23 protein-coding genes are annotated in these 22,274 nt (G+C 58.8%); 10 read left to right on the top strand and 13 right to left on the bottom strand.

Translation table 11 applies throughout. The features are described from left to right. Positions 1 to 156, top strand: a 156-nt coding sequence (locus B3849_RS02160) for an AbrB family transcriptional regulator (RefSeq protein WP_286779761.1), incomplete at its 5' end; no start/stop codon positions are given. Here B3849_RS02160 and B3849_RS02155 read toward each other — a convergent pair. The 6 genes from B3849_RS02155 to B3849_RS02130 form a co-directional block, all read right to left on the bottom strand. Continuing rightward, positions 131 to 1,105, bottom strand: coding sequence for a D-2-hydroxyacid dehydrogenase family protein (locus B3849_RS02155; RefSeq protein ID WP_278425979.1), 975 nt, complete (start codon positions 1,103 to 1,105; stop codon positions 131 to 133). The genes B3849_RS02160 and B3849_RS02155 overlap by 26 nt on opposite strands. A 9-nt stretch (positions 1,106 to 1,114) precedes the next feature. After that, positions 1,115 to 1,270, bottom strand: a complete 156-nt coding sequence (locus B3849_RS02150) for a hypothetical protein (protein WP_260004931.1) — start codon at positions 1,268 to 1,270, stop codon at positions 1,115 to 1,117. A 10-nt stretch (positions 1,271 to 1,280) separates the two neighbouring features. Beyond that, a complete protein-coding gene (locus B3849_RS02145) occupies positions 1,281 to 2,096 on the bottom strand; it encodes a universal stress protein (protein WP_184583070.1) in 816 nt (271 codons plus the stop codon). A gap of 1 nt (position 2,097) precedes the next feature. After that, positions 2,098 to 3,186, bottom strand: a complete 1,089-nt coding sequence (locus tag B3849_RS02140) for a 4-oxalomesaconate tautomerase (RefSeq protein WP_278425977.1) — start codon at positions 3,184 to 3,186, stop codon at positions 2,098 to 2,100. A gap of 11 nt (positions 3,187 to 3,197) precedes the next feature. Then, a complete protein-coding gene (locus tag B3849_RS02135) occupies positions 3,198 to 5,228 on the bottom strand; it encodes a tripartite tricarboxylate transporter permease (protein ID WP_168593147.1) in 2,031 nt (676 codons plus the stop codon). Positions 5,229 to 5,302: 74 nt separating this feature from the next. Next, positions 5,303 to 6,379: a tricarboxylate transporter gene (locus tag B3849_RS02130; protein WP_286779754.1), complete on the bottom strand. Its 1,077-nt coding sequence runs from the start codon at positions 6,377 to 6,379 to the stop codon at positions 5,303 to 5,305. 150 nt (positions 6,380 to 6,529) lie between these two features. Between B3849_RS02130 and B3849_RS02125 the strand changes: the two genes are divergently transcribed. Continuing rightward, positions 6,530 to 7,201 (top strand): response regulator transcription factor, encoded by a 672-nt coding sequence (locus tag B3849_RS02125; protein WP_180828787.1) that lies wholly within the window; start codon positions 6,530 to 6,532, stop codon positions 7,199 to 7,201. Continuing rightward, a complete protein-coding gene (locus B3849_RS02120) occupies positions 7,198 to 8,568 on the top strand; it encodes a sensor histidine kinase (RefSeq protein ID WP_286779753.1) in 1,371 nt (456 codons plus the stop codon). The genes B3849_RS02125 and B3849_RS02120 overlap by 4 nt, the downstream gene beginning before the upstream one ends. A 494-nt stretch (positions 8,569 to 9,062) precedes the next feature. Here the strand turns inward: B3849_RS02120 and B3849_RS02115 are convergent, their stop codons facing one another. Further along, positions 9,063 to 9,911: a DUF4437 domain-containing protein gene (locus B3849_RS02115; RefSeq protein ID WP_286779752.1), complete on the bottom strand. Its 849-nt coding sequence runs from the start codon at positions 9,909 to 9,911 to the stop codon at positions 9,063 to 9,065. A 114-nt stretch (positions 9,912 to 10,025) separates the two neighbouring features. On the opposite strand from B3849_RS02115, the gene B3849_RS02110 reads away from it, so the two are divergent. Continuing rightward, a complete protein-coding gene (locus B3849_RS02110; RefSeq protein WP_286779751.1) occupies positions 10,026 to 10,928 on the top strand; it encodes a LysR family transcriptional regulator in 903 nt (300 codons plus the stop codon). A 213-nt stretch (positions 10,929 to 11,141) separates the two neighbouring features. On the opposite strand, the gene B3849_RS02105 is transcribed toward B3849_RS02110, so the two are convergent. The 5 genes from B3849_RS02105 to B3849_RS02085 all read right to left on the bottom strand — a co-directional run bounded on the left by B3849_RS02105 (position 11,142) and on the right by B3849_RS02085 (position 16,410). Continuing rightward, on the bottom strand, positions 11,142 to 11,420 hold the full coding sequence (locus B3849_RS02105; protein WP_278426378.1) for a GNAT family N-acetyltransferase: 279 nt from the start codon (positions 11,418 to 11,420) through the stop codon (positions 11,142 to 11,144). 30 nt (positions 11,421 to 11,450) lie between these two features. Continuing rightward, complete coding sequence (locus tag B3849_RS02100; protein ID WP_278426379.1) at positions 11,451 to 13,061, bottom strand: FAD-dependent oxidoreductase; 1,611 nt, start codon at positions 13,059 to 13,061, stop codon at positions 11,451 to 11,453. 189 nt (positions 13,062 to 13,250) lie between these two features. Further along, positions 13,251 to 14,162: a 2OG-Fe(II) oxygenase gene (locus B3849_RS02095; protein ID WP_278426380.1), complete on the bottom strand. Its 912-nt coding sequence runs from the start codon at positions 14,160 to 14,162 to the stop codon at positions 13,251 to 13,253. Between the two features lie 221 nt (positions 14,163 to 14,383). After that, positions 14,384 to 15,370: a zinc-dependent alcohol dehydrogenase family protein gene (locus tag B3849_RS02090; RefSeq protein ID WP_278426382.1), complete on the bottom strand. Its 987-nt coding sequence runs from the start codon at positions 15,368 to 15,370 to the stop codon at positions 14,384 to 14,386. Between the two features lie 194 nt (positions 15,371 to 15,564). Then, the gene (locus tag B3849_RS02085) at positions 15,565 to 16,410 is read right to left on the bottom strand and encodes an enoyl-CoA hydratase/isomerase family protein (RefSeq protein WP_278426383.1); all 846 of its coding nucleotides are present in this window, start codon (positions 16,408 to 16,410) and stop codon (positions 15,565 to 15,567) included. A gap of 382 nt (positions 16,411 to 16,792) precedes the next feature. Between B3849_RS02085 and B3849_RS02080 the strand changes: the two genes are divergently transcribed. From B3849_RS02080 to B3849_RS02055, 6 genes are all read left to right on the top strand, one after another. Further along, positions 16,793 to 17,782: a thiamine pyrophosphate-dependent dehydrogenase E1 component subunit alpha gene (locus tag B3849_RS02080; protein WP_286779750.1), complete on the top strand. Its 990-nt coding sequence runs from the start codon at positions 16,793 to 16,795 to the stop codon at positions 17,780 to 17,782. A gap of 15 nt (positions 17,783 to 17,797) precedes the next feature. Beyond that, complete coding sequence (locus tag B3849_RS02075; RefSeq protein ID WP_037943486.1) at positions 17,798 to 18,817, top strand: alpha-ketoacid dehydrogenase subunit beta; 1,020 nt, start codon at positions 17,798 to 17,800, stop codon at positions 18,815 to 18,817. Between the two features lie 76 nt (positions 18,818 to 18,893). Next, positions 18,894 to 19,127: a biotin/lipoyl-containing protein gene (locus tag B3849_RS02070; RefSeq protein WP_005851830.1), complete on the top strand. Its 234-nt coding sequence runs from the start codon at positions 18,894 to 18,896 to the stop codon at positions 19,125 to 19,127. Further along, positions 19,124 to 19,795 (top strand): 2-oxo acid dehydrogenase subunit E2, encoded by a 672-nt coding sequence (locus B3849_RS02065; protein WP_278426385.1) that lies wholly within the window; start codon positions 19,124 to 19,126, stop codon positions 19,793 to 19,795. Before B3849_RS02070 ends, B3849_RS02065 begins: the two co-directional genes overlap by 4 nt. Beyond that, entirely contained in the window at positions 19,792 to 20,490 is a 699-nt protein-coding gene (locus tag B3849_RS02060) for a lipoyl protein ligase domain-containing protein (RefSeq protein ID WP_278426386.1), read from the top strand. Before B3849_RS02065 ends, B3849_RS02060 begins: the two co-directional genes overlap by 4 nt. 56 nt (positions 20,491 to 20,546) lie before the next feature. Next, positions 20,547 to 20,849, top strand: a complete 303-nt coding sequence (locus tag B3849_RS02055) for a DUF1330 domain-containing protein (protein WP_064216752.1) — start codon at positions 20,547 to 20,549, stop codon at positions 20,847 to 20,849. A gap of 210 nt (positions 20,850 to 21,059) precedes the next feature. Here the strand turns inward: B3849_RS02055 and B3849_RS02050 are convergent, their stop codons facing one another. Further along, a complete protein-coding gene (locus B3849_RS02050) occupies positions 21,060 to 21,962 on the bottom strand; it encodes a sigma 54-interacting transcriptional regulator (protein WP_278426417.1) in 903 nt (300 codons plus the stop codon). Positions 21,963 to 22,274: the final 312 nt, after the last annotated feature.

The raw sequence follows: 22,274 nt of genomic DNA, 5'->3' as shown, positions 1-22,274 counted from the left end.
TTCGCGCCGGGCGGGCAGGCCGAGATGACGGTGCTGGCCATCGTGACCGGTGCGGATTTGGGCTTTGTCATCACCCACCACCTGACCCGCATCGTGCTGGTGATCGTCGGCGCGCCGCTGGTCGCGGGGCTTATGGCGCGTAGACGGAAGGGTTGATCATATGGATCGGTGCGCCTGCCGCATAGGCGTTTACCTGTTCGAAGATATCCGCGAATTGCTTGTCGAATTCATCCTCGGTGACAAAGCCGATATGCGGGGTGGCGATCATCTTGGGGTGGGACAGCAGCGGGTCGCTGGGGTCGGTCAGCGGCTCGGCATCAAAGACATCCACCGCCGCCGCGCCAAGATGCCCGGCGTTAAGCGCTTGCAGCAGCGCGCCTTCGGCAATCAGCCCGGCGCGCGAGGTGTTCACTAATACCGAACGCGGCGGCATCGCACCGAGGTCGTCGGCGGTGACACTGCCGCGCGTCTCAGATGTAAGCCGCAGATGCAGCGAAACCACGTCACATGTGCCGAAAAAGGCCGCGCGGCTCTCGGGCACGGTTTCGCCATCGGCTTTCGCCTGCGCGCGCCCGGCTTCGGAACTCCACCAGACAACTTCCATGCCAAAGGCGCGGGCATAGTCCGCCACCACTCGCCCGATACGCCCATAGCCATAAAGCCCCAGCCGCCGCCCGCGCAGACTGCGCCCGACGCCCATCTGCCAGTTGCCCGCCTTGGCGCTTGCCATCTGCTGCGGCAGTTGCCGCATGGCCGCAAGGATCAGCGCAAAGGTCAGTTCCGCCGCCGCATGGTTGGCCCCATCCGCACCTTTGTTGGAACACAGCAGTACGCCCTGATCGGTGCAGGCCGCCACGTCGACATGCGGATAGGCGCCGCGTTGCGAGATCAGGCGCAGGTTTGGCAGACGCTCCAGCAGCCCCGGCGTCACCTTGGTCCGCTCGCGAAAGAGTACGACGCAGTCGGCATCCTGCAAACGGTCGGCCAAGATCGCCTCATCGGGCTGGTGGTCCGTCCAGACGGTCACGTCGTGCCCAGCCAGCAGGTCAAAGCAAGGCAACCCGCGCAGAGTGTCGAACCAGTCGTCGAGGATATGTACCTTCATCCCTGCACCTTATGGTGAAAGCGCGTTGATCGCTTTGCTGACCCGTTCATGCAGGATCAGCAGATCAGAGTCGCGATCTTTTTGCGTGTTAAGGCTGGCGATCAGCTCGGCACGCAGTTTTTCCAGATCACGGCGGGCGACGTGGATTTTCTCGTAATTGGTCATCATTCGCTTCTCAATGGGACAACAAAACGGGGATTTTGATCTTTTCAAGCACCTCGGCGGTCACGCCACCAAGGAAATCTTCGCGAAACTTGGAGTGCTCATAGGCACCCAGCACCAGCAGCGAGGGGTCATGCCGCTCGCAATAGGACAACAGAGTCTGTGAAACCGGATGGGTTGTCGGAAAGTCCTCATGCACCGCTTCGACGCCGTGGCGGTCGAGGTGGGTCATCAGATCGGTGATCGGCCAGGATGTGCGTTTGCCCACCGTCAGAACGCTGACACGGCCATCGACCTCAAGCAAGCGCAGGCTGTCCGACAGCGCCCGCGCGGCGGCGCGCCCGCCGTCCCATGCCAGCGCCGCGTGGCTGTGCTGCGCGCCTGCGTCATAGCCCGCGGGCACCACGATCACCGGACGCCCGGACTGCAAGGCGATGCGATCAGGATGGTGGGTCACATGGGCGTCGTCGCTCTCGGTCCGGGCACCGACGATCAGCATGTCATAATAGCGCGCGCCTTCGGAAAGCAGCATGTCGACGCGGCCGGTTTCTTCGCGGAAATCCAGCGCGTCGCCCAGACCGAGGGCGGGGCGGAGTTCTTCGAACCGGCGGATGACCTCGGCCAAGATTTCGCTGTTGGCAGCCTCCAACAGGGCGCGGGCCTCTTCGGGGATCCAGCGCGAGCGTCGGTCGATCACCTCATGCGCGGTATGCGCAAGGATCGCCGTCACATGTGCGCCGCGCTGTTTGGCCAGTGAGGCGGCATAGCGCAGCGCGGCGACGGAAGCGTCCGAGCCGTTGAAGGCGACAAGCAGGTTCATCACGGGCATGTCAGCGGCCCTCCCAAATGCGCGAGGGGACAAAGACACAGCCATCCGCCAGCTTGCGGGCCGTCCGCAGAAGCCCGGCGGAGTTCAGCGCGAAGCCGTCCGACGTGTCGTAATCTACCAGCACGTCAATCGTGCCAGAGGCATGTTCAAGCACCACATCGGCGGGGCTTTGGCCGGGACGCTCAAGTAGACCGTCTGCCACACTGCCGGGGGTGAGCGCGCAGGAAGCAAGGCATTGCGCCCCGGTCACCGCCATGGAGGGGTGCGTGTTCCACGGCATGAAATAGCGCGTCGCGATGGTGCCGCCCTCGCGGGCGGGGGCCAGCAGGCCGAACTTCGGCGTAACGGATTTTGCCACATCCCCCATGCCCATGGCGGCCCCGGCCTGAAGGCGGATTGCCTCCATCTGCGCAAAGAAATCCGTGTTCGCGTCAAGCTCGGCGACGCTCTCGTACCCCGTCAGGCCAAAGTCCGCCGCGCGGGCAATGACCATCGGCATGGCAACATCCATGCAGGTGACTTCGATCCCGTCAAAGGTATCGCGGATACTGCCCGTGGGCAAAAACGCCCCGGTCGAAGAGCCGACGACCCCCATGAAGTTCAGCGCCACGGCTGCACCGGTGCCGGGCACGCCCGCGATCTCGGTGTCGCCGTCATAGGTAAGCACGCCGCCGGGGGTCAGCACTTTGGAGAGCACCTTGGCCCCAGTGTTGACGGCGTGGATCTTCACATCTGTCACATCGCCGGTGGGCTGGACGAGGCCCAATTCCACCGCCGCAGGGCCAACACCCGACAGGATGTTTCCGCAGGTCGGTTTGAAATCGACCAGCCGATCCTCGACCGAGACTTGGGCGAAGAAATAGTCCACATCGGCCCAAGCGTCCTCCGAAGGCGATAGCATCGCGACCTTGGTCGTGACCGCCGCGCCGCCGCCGATGCCGTCGATGTTGAGCGGATGGCCGGAGCCGACCACAGCGAGCAGCACTTCGGCGAGGGTTTCGCGGTCTTGGGGCAGATCCGCGCGGTTGAAGTATGGCCCCCGCGAGGTGCCGCCGCGCATGAAGAGATAGGGGATAGCAGTCTGTGTCATCTCTAAGCTCCTCAGTTCAGCGGCCAGGGCAGATCGACTGCGCCTTGCAGCAGACCCGGCGGGAAATCACGGTTGAGTGCCCCGGCCATGACGCACATCAGCGCGATGCCGCAGGCCGTCAGGATCAGGGTTTTCGGCCAATGCGCCTGTGCGCGGACCCGCAGGAAGCTGATCAAAAAGCCCAAGAGCGCGAGGATGAAGCCGACGAAGTATGTGGCGACGATCAACCCCACGAACCACGCCAGCGTGCTCCAGAGGCCATAGGGCGCATCAGCGTCCTCGCCCGAGACTTCCTTGTCGGCAAAGATCGCATCGCTTTCGGGGCGCAGGATCATCTGCACCAGCAAGATCAGCAGCGCAGCCAGGGCGATGCCCCCCACGACCAGCGGCACGATCTTGTCGGTCATGTTGTAATCAGGGATCAGCGAGGCATTGATCAGCGCGGCCACGACGTAGCCCATGATGATCAGCAAAAAGACCAACGGCGCGCGTTTTGAGCCGGACTGAACATCGCCTTCAGCCATGATCGACTTGGCCTGACGCAGGCCCAGCACGACAGAGACCACGGTGACGATCAGCAGCACGATGACGATGGGGGAGAAGACATAGTCCATCCCATCCTCAAAGGATTTGCGGAACCGGAACGACGCGATCTGAAACGCTTGGTTCGAGAATTTCTCGACCGGGTTCGACAGCACGAAACCGATGAGGAAAGCCGGGCGCGACCAGTCAAAGCGGCGCAGGAAGATACCGATCAGGCCGATCACGAAAAGCGCGAGGATGTCTTCGAAGTTCTGTCCCGACTGGAACGCCGCGAAGGAGATCAGCATGAAGAGGAAAGGCGCGAGGTAAGTGAAGCGGATCGTGGTCAGCTTGGCGATTCCGCCCGAAGCCGCGATGCACAGCAGCGTGCCGACGACATTGGCCAGCGCCAGCAGCCAGACAATCGAATAGGTGATGTCGAGGTTGTCGCGCAGCATCGAGGGGCCGACTTCGATCTCGCCGGACCCCAGCAGGGCGATGGCGCCGATGAAAATCGCCATGGAGCCAGAGCCGGGAATGCCGAACAGCAGGGTAGGGACCAAGCCGCCGCCCTCTTTCGCGTTGTTCGAGCTTTCCGGCCCGATCACGCCACGCACTTCGCCTTTGCCGAAATTCGATTTGTCCTTCGTCGTCTGAACCGCGTGCCCATAGGCGATCCAGTCAACGACTGACCCACCAAGGCCGGGGATGACGCCGACCACCACGCCGATCAGTGAGCAGCGCACCGACAGCCATTTGTTGGCCACCCAGTCCCGCACGCCGTCGCCCCAGCCCGCGCCGAGTTTGGCTTCTTTTGAAATCGCTCGGTCTTGGCGCAGGAGCGATACGATCTCGGGCACGGCAAAGATGCCAAGACCCACGATCACCAGTTTCAAGCCGTCTGTGAGGTAGGGGATGTCATAGGTCGCCATCCGCAGGGAGCCGCCCGCATCAGCCTCGCCGATGGTGCCGATAAGCAGACCAAGCCCCGCGGCCGCCAGACCTTTAAGCGCTACGCGACCCGCCAGCACCGCCACCATCGACAGACCGAGGATCGAGATCATCAGCATTTCGGGCAGGCCGAAGGACAACACGATGGGCCGCGCCACGACGATGAACAACGTCAGGAAAGCCGCGCCGACCAGACCGCCGAAGAGCGATGAGGTGAAAGCCGCCGAAAGCGCCCGCGCGGCTTGGCCTTTCTTGGCCATGGGAAAGCCATCGAGCACCGTAGCTTGGCTGGCCGAAGAACCGGGGATGCCCATGAGGACGGAAGCGAAAGTGTCTGAGGTCGGCACGACCGCGACCATGCCGATCATCAGCGCCAGACCCAGCACCGGGTCCATGCCGAACATGAAGGGCAAAAGCAGAGACAATCCCGCGATCCCACCGAGGCCGGGAAAGACGCCGACAGCCAGGCCCATGACGACGCCCAACACCAGATATCCCAGTACTACAGGTTGCAAAATTAGAGCCCATGCCTGGCCAAGCGCAGGCAGAGCGGTTGCGAACAGATCCATCGCACCGACCTCGAAATGTTAGATTAAAGGGAGGGGGTGGCCCCGGGGCGCGCCCGGGGCCAAGAGGGTTTCGCTTACTTCAGCGAAACGCCATAGGCTTCTTGCAGCCAGTTGGTGACGAAGGCCTTCGCCTCTGCAGAGACGGTCGTGCCGCGCTGTGTTGCCTTGGCTGCGCCTTCGCCTACGAAGACAGGGTATTTCCCGACGCGCTTCTCGGCGATTTGGGCGAAATCTTCGCGGTTGCGCACCGCGTCGAAGGCTGCCGTGTAGGCTTCGATCACGTCATCGGGCGTCCCTGCGGGCAGGAAGGCGATCTTTTGCACCGGAAAACCTGCGATAAAGAAGGCTTTCCACGCGTCCCAGGCCTCACCTTCGGTCGCACAGCCTTCAGTGGCTTCGCAGACTTCCTTAAAGGTCAGGATGTCGGGGAAAGTGGGGTCACGAACGATGTTGCCGTCTTCGTCCAGCGCGCCCCATGTCATCATCGGCACGGCTTGACCCTTTTCCACCAGATCGGCAGAGGCACCGAGGTAGCTTGACGAGGTCTGGTAGTCGATCGTGGCCTCGCCGCGTTCAAACATCAGACGGCCATCGCCACGGCCCTTGATGCCAAAGACCGGCTCTACGTTCATCCCCAGCATTTCCCATGCCAGCAGCGGCACGAGGTCAAGGCGCGTGGCACCCTGCGAACCGTAGATGAAGTTGATGTCTTTAAGGTTATTGGCGGTGCCATCGAATTTCTCCCCGTCCGCGGGGTTCAGATAGGCGCCCCCGCCGGTGCCCGATGCCATGACAGGCTTCCAGTCGCTGTACTCATACCGCACGCGCGGATCGTCCAGCAGATAGGGGAACTGGGTCGAGCCGGAGGTGCCGAAAAGGACCGTGCCCTCGTCATGCTCTTGCTCTTGGAACCAGTTGGCACCTTTGGTTGAACCCGCGCCCGGCATGAATTTGACCACGACGGTGGGGTTGCCGGGCAGTTCTTCGGACAAGAGCGGCGCAAAGAAGTTGGCCCATTTGGCCGATCCCCCGGTTTCCGAGAAGGGGATGACCCACTCGATGGTTTTCCCTGCAAAGTCGACCTCGGCCAGCGCCGGGGCGGCAAGGCAAGCAGCAGATACAGCGGTTGCGGCGAAATACTTGATAGTCATTGGTGTCCTCCCGTAGACATTCTGTAGCGGTCAGACTTTCACGCCTGCCGTAATTCGTATTTGTTTCAGGGAACGAATCCCTCCTCCAACACGGGCACACTGCCTTTCCAACCTTGCGCGAAACTTGCGCATCAGGATTAAGTTTTAATCATGCGCATTGCAGTCATCGAAGACAATGAGGCTCTGGCACAGGGAATTGCCCATCGCTTGCGCGATCGGGGCCATGCGGTGGACCTGCTGCATGACGGGGAAGATGCTGACATTTTCTTGCGACATGAGGGGGCTGACCTGATCGTGCTGGACTGTAACTTGCCCGGTTGTGACGGGCTGGAAGTTCTGAGCCGTCTGCGCCGCCGTGGCGATGGCACGCCAGTGATCCTGTTGACCGCGCGGGCGGAGACTTCAGAGCGAGTAGCAGGGCTGGATGCCGGAGCCGATGATTACCTGACCAAGCCCTTCGAGATGGATGAGCTCGAGGCGCGGCTGCGTGCCATGGCGCGGCGCAAGAACCTTGAGTTCGCCGCCCGCGACACGCTTGGCCCCTTGGTCTTTGACCGCACGAACCGGCAGCTGCTGGAGGGGGAGCAGCCACTGGCTTTTCCTCGTAAAGAACTGGCGACGCTTGAATGCCTTCTCGAAAGGCGCGGGCGGATCGTCTCGAAATCCCAACTGATCACCCACGTCTATGGCACCGGGGCCGCGCAGGAAGACAGCGCCATCGAGCCGCATGTGTCCCGTCTTCGCAAACGGTTAGAGCCCTTCGGCATCCGCATCAAAGCCGCCCGTGGGCTGGGCTATATGTTGGAGGTCGACAGCGCATGACCTCGATGTCGCTGCGCTCTCGGCTGTTCATGCTGATCCTGCCGCCGCTGCTGCTGCTTTCGATCGTTCTGGGGTTTTGGCGCTTTGAAGTGGCGCAGCGCACCTCTGAAACCCTGTTCGACCGCAGCCTGCTGGCCGCGGCCTTGGCAATCTCTCGCGATGTGGCAATCTCAGGCGGCGATGCGCTTTCTCCCAGCACGCGGGATTTCGTCTCGGACGCGGGGGGCGGGGAGCTTTTTTACCATGTCACGGGCCCAGGTGGCATCTACATCACCGGCTATGCCTATCCCCCCGTCTCTGGCGGTCGGGCGGGCGAGGATCGGCTGGACTACACGATGGCGGAATACCGGGGCGAGCCGGTGCGGGTTTTGCGGATGCGAGAGAGTACGACCATCGGCAACCTCACGGGCGATACGATCGTCACCGTCTGGCAAAGGGACAGTGATCGCAATGCTTTCGCCGCCGCCTTGGCGCGCCGCGCGGCGGCGTTGATCGCCAGCCTGATGGCAGCCCTTGCTTTGGTGGTCTGGTTCGGGGTGAAGATCGGCCTGCGCCCCTTGAACGATTTGCAAGATGCGATCCAACACCGATCCCCCGATGACCTGCGCGATATCCGCCGCCCGGTCCCGGCAGAAGTCTTTGGTATTGTCGCCACATTGAACCGACTTTTCGGGCAGGTGCGCCAGAGCATTGAGGACCATCAGGTCTTTATCTCCAACGCCGCGCATCAGCTGCGCAATCCCGCCTCCGCACTGTTGTCATTGGCCGAGGTTTTGCCAGATGTCAGCGACCCGCAAGAGCGTCGCCTGCGCGAACGCGAATTGATTGCCGCCGCACGTAAATCGGCGCGGCTCGCCAATCAGTTGTTGTCTCTCGAACGGTTGCGCTACGACGAGACGTCAACATTCGATAGACTGGAACTTAACGCTGTCGCTGCCGAAGTATGCAGTGACTTTGCCCCGACGGTCCTGTCGCGGGACATAGGCTTTGGCTTCGAGCCATGTTCGGAGCCGCTACCGATCAATGGTGACAATGTGCTGCTGGGTGAGGCGATCACCAATCTACTTGAAAACGCGCTGTCCCATGGGGGCCCAGGCCTCTCAGCGATCCGCGTGAGCACCGTGGCCGAGGCGGGGTATGCGGTGCTGACCGTACAAGATGACGGCATCGGCATCCCCAAAGACAGCACGCAGGCCGCGTTTCAACGGTTCGGTCAATTGAGCGAAGGGGAGGGCAGCGGGCTTGGGCTTGCCATTGTTCAGGATGTCCTGCGCCGTCACGGTGGTGACGTCGAGTTGTTGCCGCAGGAGCGGGGGTTAATCGTGAGATTGAAAGTTCCGTTGGTGTCGCCGGTCGCAAAGCCCTGACACAAACCGCGCGCCGCTTACTACTCAAATTCGTGTACCCAGTTACATAGGTAAATGCACCGATCCTGTCGACCGCGTCGTGGTTTGGTGCAGACTTTCCGTTCTAAATCAAATTCGCTTGCTTGCAGGTATCTTAGCCTCATGCAATTCGGTTTCTTGGTCTGCAAGCGGCGCATAGGGAGCGGCAAGGCGACAGAGTTCCGATGGTGTGACAAAGCACGAATGGCCGTTTTGGGCAGATTGCGGACCTTTGCTACGGGTGGCGAAGCATGGAAAAGACCATGGTGACAGCGGGCGTATCACGAGCGGCTAAGACTTCATTGTCTTTCTAAAAAGCTGACCTGCCCAAAGTCGACAGATCCACGTGCCGGTTTGTTCGATTTCAGAAAAGCAGGCGGATGCACGATACAGGAGCTTGTTATTTCTTTGCCAGTGGACCGCGATCGCTTGAACGTGGGACTAGAGCCATCTTTCAAACGACCGCGGCACTGCGATTACTTCCCGGTGAAAGTATATTTGCCTTCTGCCCGCACATACAGCATGCAATCATCTTCGATCTGGCAAGACAGATCATATGATCCGCCTGTTTCGGAGCCAAAATAGCTGCCGGGAACCAGATCGCTTTCTGTGGAACCTTCCGGGACGGTTAGGTCCGTTTTGCCAGAGATTGTGACAGCGCGAAGCAATCCAGCATTGCTTTCGAGCGTGCCGGAAGTTCCTGCCGGAATTTTCAGGAATGTTGCATTGGTTGCGCTGGTCTCTCCCCAAAGGTAGGCGAGCTGCGGGGCGGCCGTGTTGTCCTTGGCGGCAGGCTGATCGATCCATGTCACATCATCCGTGCTTAGCCAGACAACGTTGCTTGAATCCAAATTCACTGGAAGTTCGTGGTTGTCAAAAGCCTCTTCGGTCGGCCGGACCAGATATGGCCCTTCGAGGATCTCCAAAAAGATCGTTGCGCCGCCCTCTGCCGCCGCAGATGTGATGTGAGGCTCACCCGCCGGCTGTGACCAAAAAGAGCCCGGCCCCATCCACATGTTTGCGGCATGGGGATCATCATTGTGGACAGCACCTTCGATAACGATGCCCCGATAGGTAATGTTGTGAATATGGGGCGGCGAAGAAAAGTTCTCTCCGAATTTGATAATGGCACCGGTGGGCACGTCTTTGGCGATATCCCCCCAGAGCACGCCGGCCTGAGGTGCTGCGTCTCCGCGTGCTGGGTTGAGCGGCTGATAAGTAACATCCGAAAATTTCACGATCTCGGTGGCTTCTTGTGCAAAGGATTGCTGAGAACTGAGCGACAGGGTTATTGCGGCTATGGGCAGAACGGAGTGTTTCATCATGTCATATACTTTCGTGGTTAAAGCGTCTTGGCTCGTTGCCGGGAGTGAGATACTATGAAACCAAAGAATGATAATGGCTTCAAAAAATAATATACTATTTGGCTGTGGCAAATAATGATTAACGATCTGAAATTGCTGGAATTGTTCGTTCGGGCAGCGCGGTTGGGAGCTATCGGTAAGGCCGGTGCAGAGTTTGGTTTGTCGCCGACGAGCGCGACGCAACGCATTCAGGCACTCGAATCCGAAGTGGGCGCGCAGCTTTTGCACCGGACAACTCGAAGTGTCAGTGTGACGCTTGAAGGGGAGCGCTTGCTGAAACATGCAGAGCGGATTTTCGAGACGGTGCAGGACGCCATGCTTGACGTAAGTGGCGAAAATCAAGTCCTGCGCGGCACTCTAAGATTGGCTGGCCCTGCCTCATTCGGGCGGAAGTACATTGCGCCATTTGTGACGGAATTCTTGTCGATGCATCCGGGTTTGACCGTGCAACTCCACCTTAGTGATACGGTTTTTGACATCGTGGATAACGGGTTCGATTGTGCTATCCGGTTGGGTGCTCTGGAAAGTTCGAGCCTCAAGGCGCAAAAGCTTAGTTCATGTCCACGTATTCTGGTTGCTGCGCCAGACTACCTAAAAGCGATGGGCACGCCACAAACGCCACAGGACCTGGTTCATTTTGACTGCGTAATTCGCGATGCATTGCAGAATTGGAAGTTCAAAGGGCCTCATGGGGAGGAAGATGCCGTCAAAGTTGCGGGCCGTTTTGTGACCAATCTTGCAGAGGGTGTTACCGAAGCTGCCATTTCCGGCTTTGGCATCGCGCGCAAATGTACGTGGGAAGTTGCCGAGCATCTTGAAAGTGGTGAACTGGTAACTGTCCTGGACAGATATAGCGTAGCGCCGGAGTGGAACATTCACTTCATGCGCCCGCCCGGCGGGATCGAGCCGCTTAGGGTCCGGCAATTCAGATCGTTTATCAAACAAAAGATGGCGCAGGTGCCGACTTTGGGGCAGTGAAGTGGTTTTTACAATGACCGGTGACTTGCGACCCACGACCGAACAGCGCCGTTTTGGGTTATGGTGCCCGATATACACAGCAGGGCATATATGGCGGGATTGGACTGGGCGTGACATTGACCTCAAGGCGTTCGCCAACAACCGTCTCATTGTTTCACAAAATGAGACACTTACATTTGTGAAAATGTTCGTGTTTCGCTATGCTTTATAAGCCTAGTTCAGCACGTCAGCCCATTCGGGGTGTTTTCGAAACTGTGAGGCGGCGAAGGGGCACAGCGGCACGATCTTTTTGCTTTGCTCTCGCATGTCAGCGACAATTTGTTCGATAAGCATCTGCCCGTACCCGCGACCCCGCAAGGCGTCGTCGACTTCGGTGTGGTCGATGATGACGATCTTATCTCCAGCTTTGGAGAGGGTCGACACGGCCTCGCCATCCTTGGTTCGGAGGACATAGCGTCCCCCTGTTTCTCCGTCTTCAAAATCTACCTGCATGAGGGGCTCCGTCAAATTTTCAACTGAGGTTCAGCTATTCAAATGGTTCCAGACCTCGCTCATGACGACCGAGCCTTCGCCCACCGATGACGCCACTCGCTTGACCGAACCGGACCGCACGTCACCAACTGCGAAAATGCCGTGGGTCGATGTTTCAAACGGCGATCGGCCACCGTTTTCGGTGCCTGTCAGAACGAAGCCCTTATCGTCCAACGCGGCGTGCCCGGCCAGCCAATCTGTATTGGGTGCCGCCCCCGCCATGATGAAAACGGTGCGGCTGTCATAGCGATGATGCGTGCTGTCGGCTTTGTTTTTCACTGTCACTGCGGATAACTTGCCATCGCCATGCAGATCGGAAATTTCTGCTTGGTAATGGATTGTTATCCGTGGATCGGCCTCAAGACGCGACGACAGGTAATCCGACATAGAGGCGGCAAGGCTGCCGGACCGCACCAGAAGATGCACATGCGCAGCTGTGCGGCTGAGGAACATGGCCGCTTGCCCCGCGGAATTGCCGCCGCCTACAACGATGGCATCCGAGTTTCGGCAAAACCGAGCTTCCATTTCTGTGGCGGCATAATAAACGCCGACGCCTTCGAATTCTTCCAGGCGCGGGATCGGCAGCTTGCAATACTGAACACCCGTAGCCACCACAATCGACCGTGCGCAGAGTTCGCGTCCGTTTGAACAGGTGGCGTAAAAGCGGTCGTCGCGATAGGCTAATGCCTCGATCCGCAATGGCATAGCAAATCGGGTGCCGAATTTCATCGCTTGGACTTCGCCGCGCCACACAAGGTCTCCACCTGAAATTCCCGTTGGAAATCCCATGTAGTTTTCGATCCGGCTGGAGGTGCCTGCCTGTCCACCGATGGCGATATCTTCTGCGACGACGGCAGATAGTCCCTCGGCACCAGCATAAACCCCTGCGGCTACGCCCGCAGGCCCGCCCCCGACAATCAGGACATCGACCACTTCGCCGTTCGGGATCACCAGCTCAAGCCCCAATGTCCGAGCGAGCTTTTCCGGCGTCGGATCGTAAATCACCTCACCGCCAAAGATCACCGCAGGGCCACAACCTTGTAGATCACAGCTTGTGCGTTCCGCGTCGGCCTCGGCACTATCAAGATCAATCAGTTGCGCCGCGATCCGGTTGCGCTGTGCAAAGACGGCGATCTTTTGAATATCCTTGTCAACATCCGCGCCGATCAACTTGAGCTCGGTTTGTCCATGCTCGATGTTTCCGCGGCGTCGCGCCGCAAAAACGGTCAGGATAATGTCGCTCATCTCGGGGATGCGGGACATCAGTTTAATCAGGTCTGCGTTTTGGACCGCGATCACTGTCGAGGTTTCACACACCCTCATTTGGATCATCGACACCGCACCGGACAGCGTCCCGATTTCACCGGTAAATTGGGATGGCCCCATCGTGGCAGCGATTGTCCGCTCCTGCGTAATCGGATGCACAACCTCTATCTCGCCGCTTTCAATATAAAGCAATTCCTCCAGCGGATCACCGGGTCGAATGATCGTGTCGCCTGCGCCATACGTCCGTATCGTTCCAACCTCTCGTAGCGCTTCGACATGGTCCGCATGCAAGGGCGCCCGCTGCATCTGACTAAGATCGTTGGCAAAGCTTTCCATGCTTGGCATCCCTTTTCGCTATTTGTTGGTTGCTCTCGGCGCGTCGCACCCCCGTTGACGAGAATAAACGCATGATGCACAGGCGCTCAATGAACCTTATGTTACAGGCATGCCGCACGTTATTTCCGTTGCATATTCGGGCGGCCTGAACCGCCCGAATATATCGCTATGTTAAGGGACAACCCGGCCTTAGAACGGCGCGAAATTGTCAAATTCTTCCGTTGGTACGGACCACCTGTCCTTGGCCGAGATTTGCGGCGTCGGGGTGCTGCCATGCGGAATTTGTCCGTGTTGACCATACAGCCACAGAACAAAGTTATAGCGTTCGCCTTCAGTGATCGGCTCGGACGCGTGGGGGACGCTGCCGTGGTGGATCAGGGCGGTGCCGGGTTCAAACGTAAGTTTTTCAACGCGGCGTGAAACCGGATCGATGAAGCTGACGGCCGAACCGGAGTACCCTTCGCCGGGCAGGTTCAGGTTGATGTTCAATGTCACCGCAGAGGCATCCGAATGGGGGCGCAAGGATGTGTCTTTGCTGGCCTGCCACCGGATAGAGAACCCGAATGTTTGTGTGTCGTAGCCTACAACGTCAGGAAATAGCAGACGAGACACGGGCCGCATGTAGGCGTCCATCATCTCGCGGTAGAAGCCTTGAAACCCGGGCGCGGCCAGATACCCTTCGGAGCGCGGGTCAAGCATGGCACCACCGCGGTTCAGCACGATCCCGTAAGGGGGGCGCAATGGGATGTCCGCATCGGCAACGCCGTCAAGGTATTCACGCAGGGCCGCAAGGCGTTCGACATCAAAGAATTGCGCGCGATAGACGCCGGGGAACACTTCTTCCCACAGGTCCTTGACCGCATCTTCGGCTGTCGGATCTACCCAAGCTTGTTCCACAGCCGCGCGCAGTTTCGGATCGAAAATAGAGCTGTCGAGCTGAGGCAGTTTAGCCTCGTTCTCTGTCTGCCATTCTGACCAAGCGCGTTCAAACAGATCGCGGTTCTGGTTCCAGAATTGTTGGACAGAGAACTCGCGGTTAAGCATTTGTTCCCGGCTAGGGCGCGCAATGGCACGGGCTTGTTGAAGAGATGAAAGGGTCATTTAGGGGCATCCTTCTTATGTTGGAGCAGGTTTGATAAGCAACACTTATTGATCTCTCTTCGCTTGATAAACGGGCGTATTTTGTAATCAAAATTCGGTTAATGGATATAATCATCCGTTCGGGTTGGGACGCAGTTTTTCTTCAAAATCCTATTTCGGAAAAACGAATGGCGCGGCGAGCCGAAGCCCGCCGCGCCATGCCGAACGCGCCTTGTGGTGCGTTATACGTCCACGACCACCTTGCCGATTGCCTTGCCGCTGGCAAGCCGGTCATAGGCTGCACCGACCTCTTCAAGGGTAAACTGGGGTTCATCCACGACCGGTTTCAATGCGCCGCTATCAACCAGCTTTGCCAGTTCGGCCAAGATTGCACCGTGGTCTGCGCGGTCTTTGTCATGCAACATTGGGATCAGCATGAATACGACATGCAGTGAGGCACCCTTCAGGTGGGCGGGGGACAGATCAAGCTCTGCCAACGCGAGCGTCGTGGCCACATGGCCGTTCAGGGCGACCGCGTTGAATGAGTTCGTCAAGTTGCCAGCGCCGACTGTATCCAGCACCGCGTCGAAACCTGTGCCGCCTGTGTGTTTGGCGACGTAGTCCTCGACGGTTTCCGCTTTGAAATCGATCGCTTCGGCACCAAGAGCACGCACAACAGATAGGCGTTCATCGCCGCTGTCGGTGGCATAAACCTCTGCCCCCAGTGACCGGGCCAATTGCACGCCGATGTGCCCGACACCGCCAGAACCGCCATGCACGAGTACCTTCTGACCCTCGCTTACGCCGGCCCGCTTGAGCCCCTCATAAGCGGTGATCCCGACCAGCGGGATCGCGGCCGCTTCGCGCATGGATAGGGATTTCGGCTTTTTCGCGATCAGCCGTGCATCAGCCGGCATGTATTCCGCCAGAGCGCCCTGAAGGTTGGCCAGACCACCGGCGCAGCCATATACTTCGTCGCCCACGGCGAAACCGGTCACACCCTCGCCGACTTCTTCAATCGTGCCAGCAAAATCCATGCCCAAAACAGCAGGTGTAGCGGGGGCAAAACCAAGGTCCGTGCCCATATTGCGGATCATCATGTCGATTGTGTTGATACTGGTTGCTTGAACGCGAACAATCACATGACCGGTGTCTGCGGTTGGTTTGGGCAGCTCGGTCAATGCAAAGGCGGAGTTGGGTCCGTATTCGGAGAGGGCCATGGTTTTCATCGGATTTTCCTTTCAATGTGTTTGTTGACACAGAACTAACACGTCTGAATATTTGGGTAATCGGTGCAATTCGGAGTTCAGTTTTCGGATTCTGAAGGTAATGCGCTCATCTGCGCGTGGACGGCGACCAAACAGAAAGAACCGCACCGTGAATACTGGCGCGGTTCTTGAGTAGTGCCCTAAAAAAGGGGAGTTTAGTTGATGTCTTGAACCTTCATGACCAGATCGCCCCAGTTGCGCTGGTTCTCGATGTCGTGCTCAAGCCCTTGTTCGTCAGCCACTGTGAAACGCTTGATGGCCGGGGTTTTGCTGGTCGCTTGATAAAGCCAATAGGCCTCTGCTTTCAGGGCTTCTTCAATTGGTTTGTCGATAGATTCGTAAACCATCTGCTTACAGGCGTTAATCGAAGCCGCGGGAAATTTGGAAATGCGCTGCGCCAGCGCGTCAACGTAGGGGCCGATCTCATCGGGCTCGAGCGCCTTGTTAATTGTGCCGAACCGTTCCGCATCATCTGCGTCGTAATCATTTGCGCTAAGGATAATTTCCAACGCTTTGCCCAAACCGGTTTGACGGGCCATGCGCGACGCGCCGCCTCCACAGGGCAGAATGCCCATGCCCACTTCCATTTGCATAAACTTGTACTTGCCACGCGCGGCGAACCGCATGTCGAGCGCCAGAGCCAGTTCATGGCCGCCGCCACGTGCAAACCCTTCCAGCTTCGCAATGGTCGCTTGCGGCACCCTGCTAATCCGTTCGCACACCATTTGTAGGTCAAGCAATACCACGTTTTCGCGCGAAACGGCTTCGATCGCCATATCTTTAAGAAGCTCCGTATCGTAATGCGCCACCCAGATTTCGGGGTGCGCCGACTGGAAGATTACAACCTTTGTATCGCGGTCCCGTTCAAGCCGCATGGCAAGGCTGTTCAGGTCGGCGAGCATCTCTTGTCCCTGAATGTTGACCGTTCCATAATCGAACGTCACGGTAGCGATGGCATCTTTGACATCGACGCTAAACGTTGTGAAATTCTCGTACTTCATAGCATCTCTCCGTTGTGGTGCCCTGTTTTGCGCAGGGCTTGAGTTGTGAGCCGAAGCTCTTTTTCGTGCCCCTATGATGAGATGATCCAAATTTTGGATAAACGGGGGTGAAGTTAGCTACAGAATTCGGATTTTGAATATAAACTGCATAACGGCTTTAATGCTGAGTCGATGTCCGTCTTTCTTCGACGCGCAGACCAATTCCTGCTCAAGGTGCGCCACACTCTGGCTCAATGTGTCTCAAACTGTCTCACGGTGAGACAGTTTGCGCGATCAAGCCCCGCATGGGCGTCAGCGTCATTGTTCCGCAGCCCAACAGGTTCAATCCTACTTCCAGCGTTCATGCGGCAGGGAGAGGCCGCGCACATGGGAGGAGGAATTCATGTCACCAACACGCGAAGAACAGCATTGGATGTATCGCAATATGGTCACGAGCCGGAGGTTCGAAGAAGCCATTGCGAAGATCTATTTCGAGGGAAAATCACCGGCGTTCAACATGGCCAATGGGCCGATCCCGGGTGAAATGCACCTGTCCGACGGGCAGGAGCCAGTGGCGGTGGGGGTTTGTACGCACCTGACTCCCGAGGATGTGGTCACAGCCACCCACCGTCCACATCATCAGGCCATCGCCAAAGGCGTTGATCTGGACAAAATGGCCGCCGAGATCTTCGGTAAGAAAACCGGCTTATCCGGTGGTCGCGGCGGGCATATGCATCTGTTTGATGACAATGTGAACTTTGCCTGCTCCGGTATTATCGCGCAGGGTATGGGCCCCGCCGTGGGGGCGGCGCTCAGCCGCAAGATGCAAGGCAAGCCGGGCGTCGCCGTGGCCTTCGTCGGTGAAGGCGCGGTGAACCAGGGCGGTTGGCACGAGGCGATGAACCTTGCCGCCGTTTGGAACCTGCCCTTTATCTGCGTGGTCGAGGATAACGGCTGGGGCATTTCTGTCGCCAAAGAAACCGCCAGCAGCATCGGCAGCCATGCAGACCGCGCGGCGGCTTATGGCATCCCCGGAAAAAGGATTGAGGGCAACGACCCCTATGCCATCTTTGAAGCAGCAGGCGAGGCGATTGCCCGAGCACGAGCGGGTGAAGGCCCATCGCTGCTGGAATGTGAAACCTACCGTTTAGCGGGCCACTTTATGGGTGACGCCGAGGCCTATCGCCCCGAAGGGGAAAAGGACGCGCTGTTTGAAAAAGATCCGATCCCCAAAATGAGGGAAAGATTGCTCGCCGAAGGTGCTGCCAGCGAAGCGGAGCTGAACACGATCGAGGAAGAATCTGCTGCGCGCGTTGATGCCGCGATCAAGTTCGCCCGCGAAAGCGATGATGCAGCCCCCGAAGATGCGCTGACGCGCGTGTTCGCGGCATAAACGGGAGGGAGAGACATGACCAAATCGAACGAGAGAAAACTGACCATCGCCCGCGCTATGGCCGAAGCCACCGCACAGGAAATGCGCATCGACCCCTCCGTTTTTGTGATGGGCGAGGACATCGGCCCTCTGGGTGGCGTCTATGGCAACACCCGCGGGTTAATCGAAGAGTTCGGGGCGGAACGCATCCGTGACACACCGATTTCGGAAACCGCCTTTATCGGTGCCGCTGTTGGTGCGGCGCAGGATGGCATGCGTCCGGTGGTCGAACTGATGTTCGTCGACTTCTTTGGCGTCTGCTTTGATGCGATCTACAATCTGATGGCCAAGAACATCTATTTCTCCGGCGGCAACGTGAAAGTGCCAATGGTTCTGATGACCTCAACCGGTGGTGGCTATTCCGATGGCGGCCAGCATTCGCAGTGTCTGTACGGCACCTTTGCTCACCTGCCCGGAATGAAGGTTGTGGCCCCATCCAATGCCTATGACGCCAAAGGGTTGATGACGGCCGCCATGCGCGACGACAGTCCGGTGGTTTACATGTACCACAAGGGGCTACAGGGCATGGGTTGGCTTGGCACCGAGGCGGGGGCGACTGTGCATGTTCCGGAAGAGACCTACACTCTGGAAATCGGCAAGGCCAAGGTCGTGCGCGAAGGCAAGGACGTATCCATCGTCAGTTGTGGCATGGGCGTTCACAACGCGCTGAAGGCCGCCAAGAAGCTTGAAGAACAAGGCGTCAGTGCCGAGGTCGTCGATCTTGTCAGCCTTGTCCCACTGGACCGTGACACCATCCGCGCCAGCGTCGCCAAGACCGGCAGGCTGATTGTCGTGGACGAGGACTATATGAGCTACGGCCTTTCGGGCGAAATCATCGCCTCCGTGACCGAGCATGATATCTCGGTTCTCAAGGCCGCGCCGAAACGCGTTGCCTTCCCCGATGTGCCGATCCCATTCGCGCGGGTGATGGAGCAGTTCTGTCTGCCCAACCCTGACAAGATCGTCGCTGCCTGGGACGAGATGCAAGCGGCCTGAGCCGAACCAAAACCAACAAATCACTAATCAACGGGGTCGCATGCAGCGCGACCCCGAACAGGAAAGGACACTTCAAATGGCAACAGATATCGTCATCCCATCCGACCTCTGGGAAGAGGACGAAGAAACAGTGATCACCGGCTGGCTTGCTGATGATGGCGCGACCGTCGAAGAAGGCGCGTTGGTGGTCGAGATTATGACCGCCAAAGTGCAATACGAGATCAACGCACCAGCCTCTGGCACCCTGCGGATCAAGGAAGAGGCCGATGCCGTTGTGCCCAAGGGTGCCGTCATCGGGTCGGTCGAATGACCAAGGTCGTCCCTCTCAAAGGCGTGCGCGGCATGATCGCGGATGCCATGACCAAAAGCCTTGCGACGGCCGCGCAGCTGACCCACCACGGCAGCGCCGATGCGACGGCGCTGATGGCCGAAAAAACACGCCTGGGCGCGGCAGGTACCAAGATATCTGTCGAGGATCTCTTGATGCTGGCCGTGGTGCGTGCCCTGAAAAAGAACCCCGACGCAAACGGACGTGTCGAGGGGCGCGAGGTGCATTTGTCTGATGCGATAGACCTGTCGGTGGCCATCGCCTTGCCTGGTAATCTGTTGGTCGCCCCTGCCATGTTCGGTGCCGATGCGATGGATGTAACCGAATTGCGTGCGGCGCGGCAGGATCTGGCCACGCGGGCCAAGATCAACAAGCTGACCGTGACAGAAATGACGGGCGGCACATTCACCGTCTCCAACCTCGGCCTGACGCGGGTGGAACATTTCACGCCGATCATCAACGCGGGCCAAATCTGCATTCTTGGCATTGGGCGCATTACGGATCGCGCGGTACGGGGCGAGGGTGATGGGATCGAATTGCGCCCCCATGTGGGCCTGTCGCTGACCTTTGATCATCGCGCGCTTGATGGTGCACCAGCGGGTAATCTGTTGACTTCCATCTGCGAAGAGATTGAAGGGATGGCGGTGTGAACGCACCTCTCACATATGTGGAAGGCGTGGTCGAGGGGCTCGCCCTTGAGGCAGCGGCCTTCGCGGCGCAAGGCGCTGTAACCTGTCTCTGGAGCCCACGCCGCCGCGCGCTTGTCTGTCCGGCAAGCCTGAGGCTCAAGCCAGGATTTGACACGGCGAAGCGTAATTCAGCCACGCGCGGCTGGCCGTTACATCTGCGCCCCACGGGCGGCGGCGCGGTCCCCCAAGGGCCGGGGGTGTTAAACCTCGCGCTGGCGTTTACCGCTGATCGGACATTCACCATCGAGGATGGATACCGCCTGATCACACGGCTCATTCAGAATGCAATCCCCGCCGGTTGGGCGACGGGTGCGACCCCGAACAGTTTTTGTGACGGCGCATGGAACCTGTCCTTGAAGGGCCGCAAAGCCGTTGGCACCGCGCAGCGCATACGCCCTGTTGGCAACCGGCAGCGCCGCATTCTGGCGCATGCGCTGATTTTGGTGGAGGGCGATCTGGCCGCCGGGGCAGCAGCCGTCGATGCGTTTCACCGCGACCTTTCCCTTGGCCCAATCGACGCGGGTGTTCACACGACGTTGGACAGGGCCATCCCGTCGCAGCGTGATCCGATGAACGCATTGGCCGCATCACTCAATGAAATAGCACAGCGCGACATTCTGCGCGCAACACAGCATTTAGGTCGCCGAGCGGCCTGAACCCAAACCCGCGTTAACAACAAGGGTAATCGATACCAAAGAGGAGGAACCAACCCATGACAGCCTATTCAGTTCTGGCCGTGACACCCACCGACGACAGCTGGATCCCCGGCTATATCGAGCCGGTCGGCAAGATCATCGCTAAACATGGCGGCAAGTATATTGCGCGCACAACCAGCCACGAACAGGTCGAGGGGGAAGACCAGCCCGCAGCCCTGCGCGTGATCCTTGAATGGCCGGATGCGCAAGCCGCACGCGATTTCGTGAATGATCCGGACTACGCGCCCTATCTCGAGGCCCGCCACAAGGGATCGACCAGCGTTCATTTCATCATCGACGGCAAGGACGAGCTTGCCTGAGAACCTTAAGATACCCAGCGATGTCCTTGCGAATTCCGCAACTGCCGACGGCCTGTGAGGACGCCAAGAAAAGCCTAATAAACCCACAATGTGATTGTGATCTGTACTCTATCACACCTCGCACGTGAGGTTCGGCGAAATGACGGAGCAACGCGCTCCGGTCGCCTTTGACAGGCGGTCCTTATTTACGCGACGGTGGGCCGGCCTGCTTCAGGTCGGCCGCCGGATCTCGTACATTTTCAGTTTCCGGTTAATCGTTGCGCGCCCCATGCCAAGTACGCGAGCAGCTTCGCTGACATTCCACCGGCTGTTTGCGAGCGCATCAAGGATCATGCTGCGTTCGTCATAGGCGGTTACCGGATTGGCGGGTACAATGGCGCAAACCGGTTCCGGTATCGCAGAGGCCAGAGGAGCGCCAACACAGGCTTGTTGCAAATCAAGCAGGTTGATCCGGTTGTCCTGTGCCGTTGCCAATGCGTTCTGAAGCGCGCCGCGCATTTCGCGGACATTGCCATGGAACGGTAGGCGACAAAGCGCATCTTTGGCCTCGGCGCTGAAGGTGACGTTACAACCAGTCAGCTGCGCGCACAGGGCCTGGGCCAGAACCTCGGGATGTTCACGCCTGCGGACAGGGGGCAGGAAGACCTTTGAGCCTGTTAGAAGATAAAATAGGTCGTCTCTGAAATGCCCCGCGTTGACGGCGTCTATCAAAGGTTTGCGGCTGGTGGAAACCACACGCAGGCGGCTGTCATGCCCATGGTCATCCGTTTGGTGAAGGTGTTCTTCCTGTTCATTCAGGAAACGTCGCAGCTCTGCCTGCGAAGTGCGCGGCAACTCGTCCACATTGTCAAACACCAAGGTGGCTCGGACGCTCTTGCCATAGGACATTCTTGAAACGACGCGGGCTTGCTCAATGACCCTGCGCAAATGGTCTGTGTCGGCGTCACTCTCGCCAAGCGTCGCACAATCCAGATCGAAAACCGGTGCGTCAGGGGCATCGGTTTGCAGCAATGCGGCCACAAGCGCGGATTTCCCGGTTCCGGTTTCGCCTTCCAGATGCAGCATGGCTGTGTCTTCCAACATGGTTCGCGCACGGCGACAGGCGGCAGCCATGCTATGACTTCCGGTCGCCAACTGCTGTAGCGATGGCGGCAAGCGCGGTTTGCGCGCAGGGCCGGGCGGCAGCGGCTTGGACACCCGTTGGGGTGCGGCGGTCTTTGGCAAAGCAACCGTCAGGTTCACGGCGGCCCCATGATTGGCTGGAATCGAAAGTAGCCTCTCGGGCACATTCACCAGCCGATTGCTGTCGACGTGAAAGATCGCCTCGAACGCCTGACCTCTCAGCGATGCAGCGTTTGCACCGTCAAGGCAGGCGGAAACGGTCGAAGTGGCACCGATAATCATCCCTGCCTCGTTCACGGCGAC

Source organism: Sulfitobacter sp. UBA4523 (assembly GCF_002388305.1).
GTDB classification, from domain to species: domain Bacteria; phylum Pseudomonadota; class Alphaproteobacteria; order Rhodobacterales; family Rhodobacteraceae; genus Sulfitobacter; species Sulfitobacter pontiacus.
Note: the sequence above shows the minus strand (reverse complement) of the source record. Positions and strands in the feature narration are given on the sequence as shown.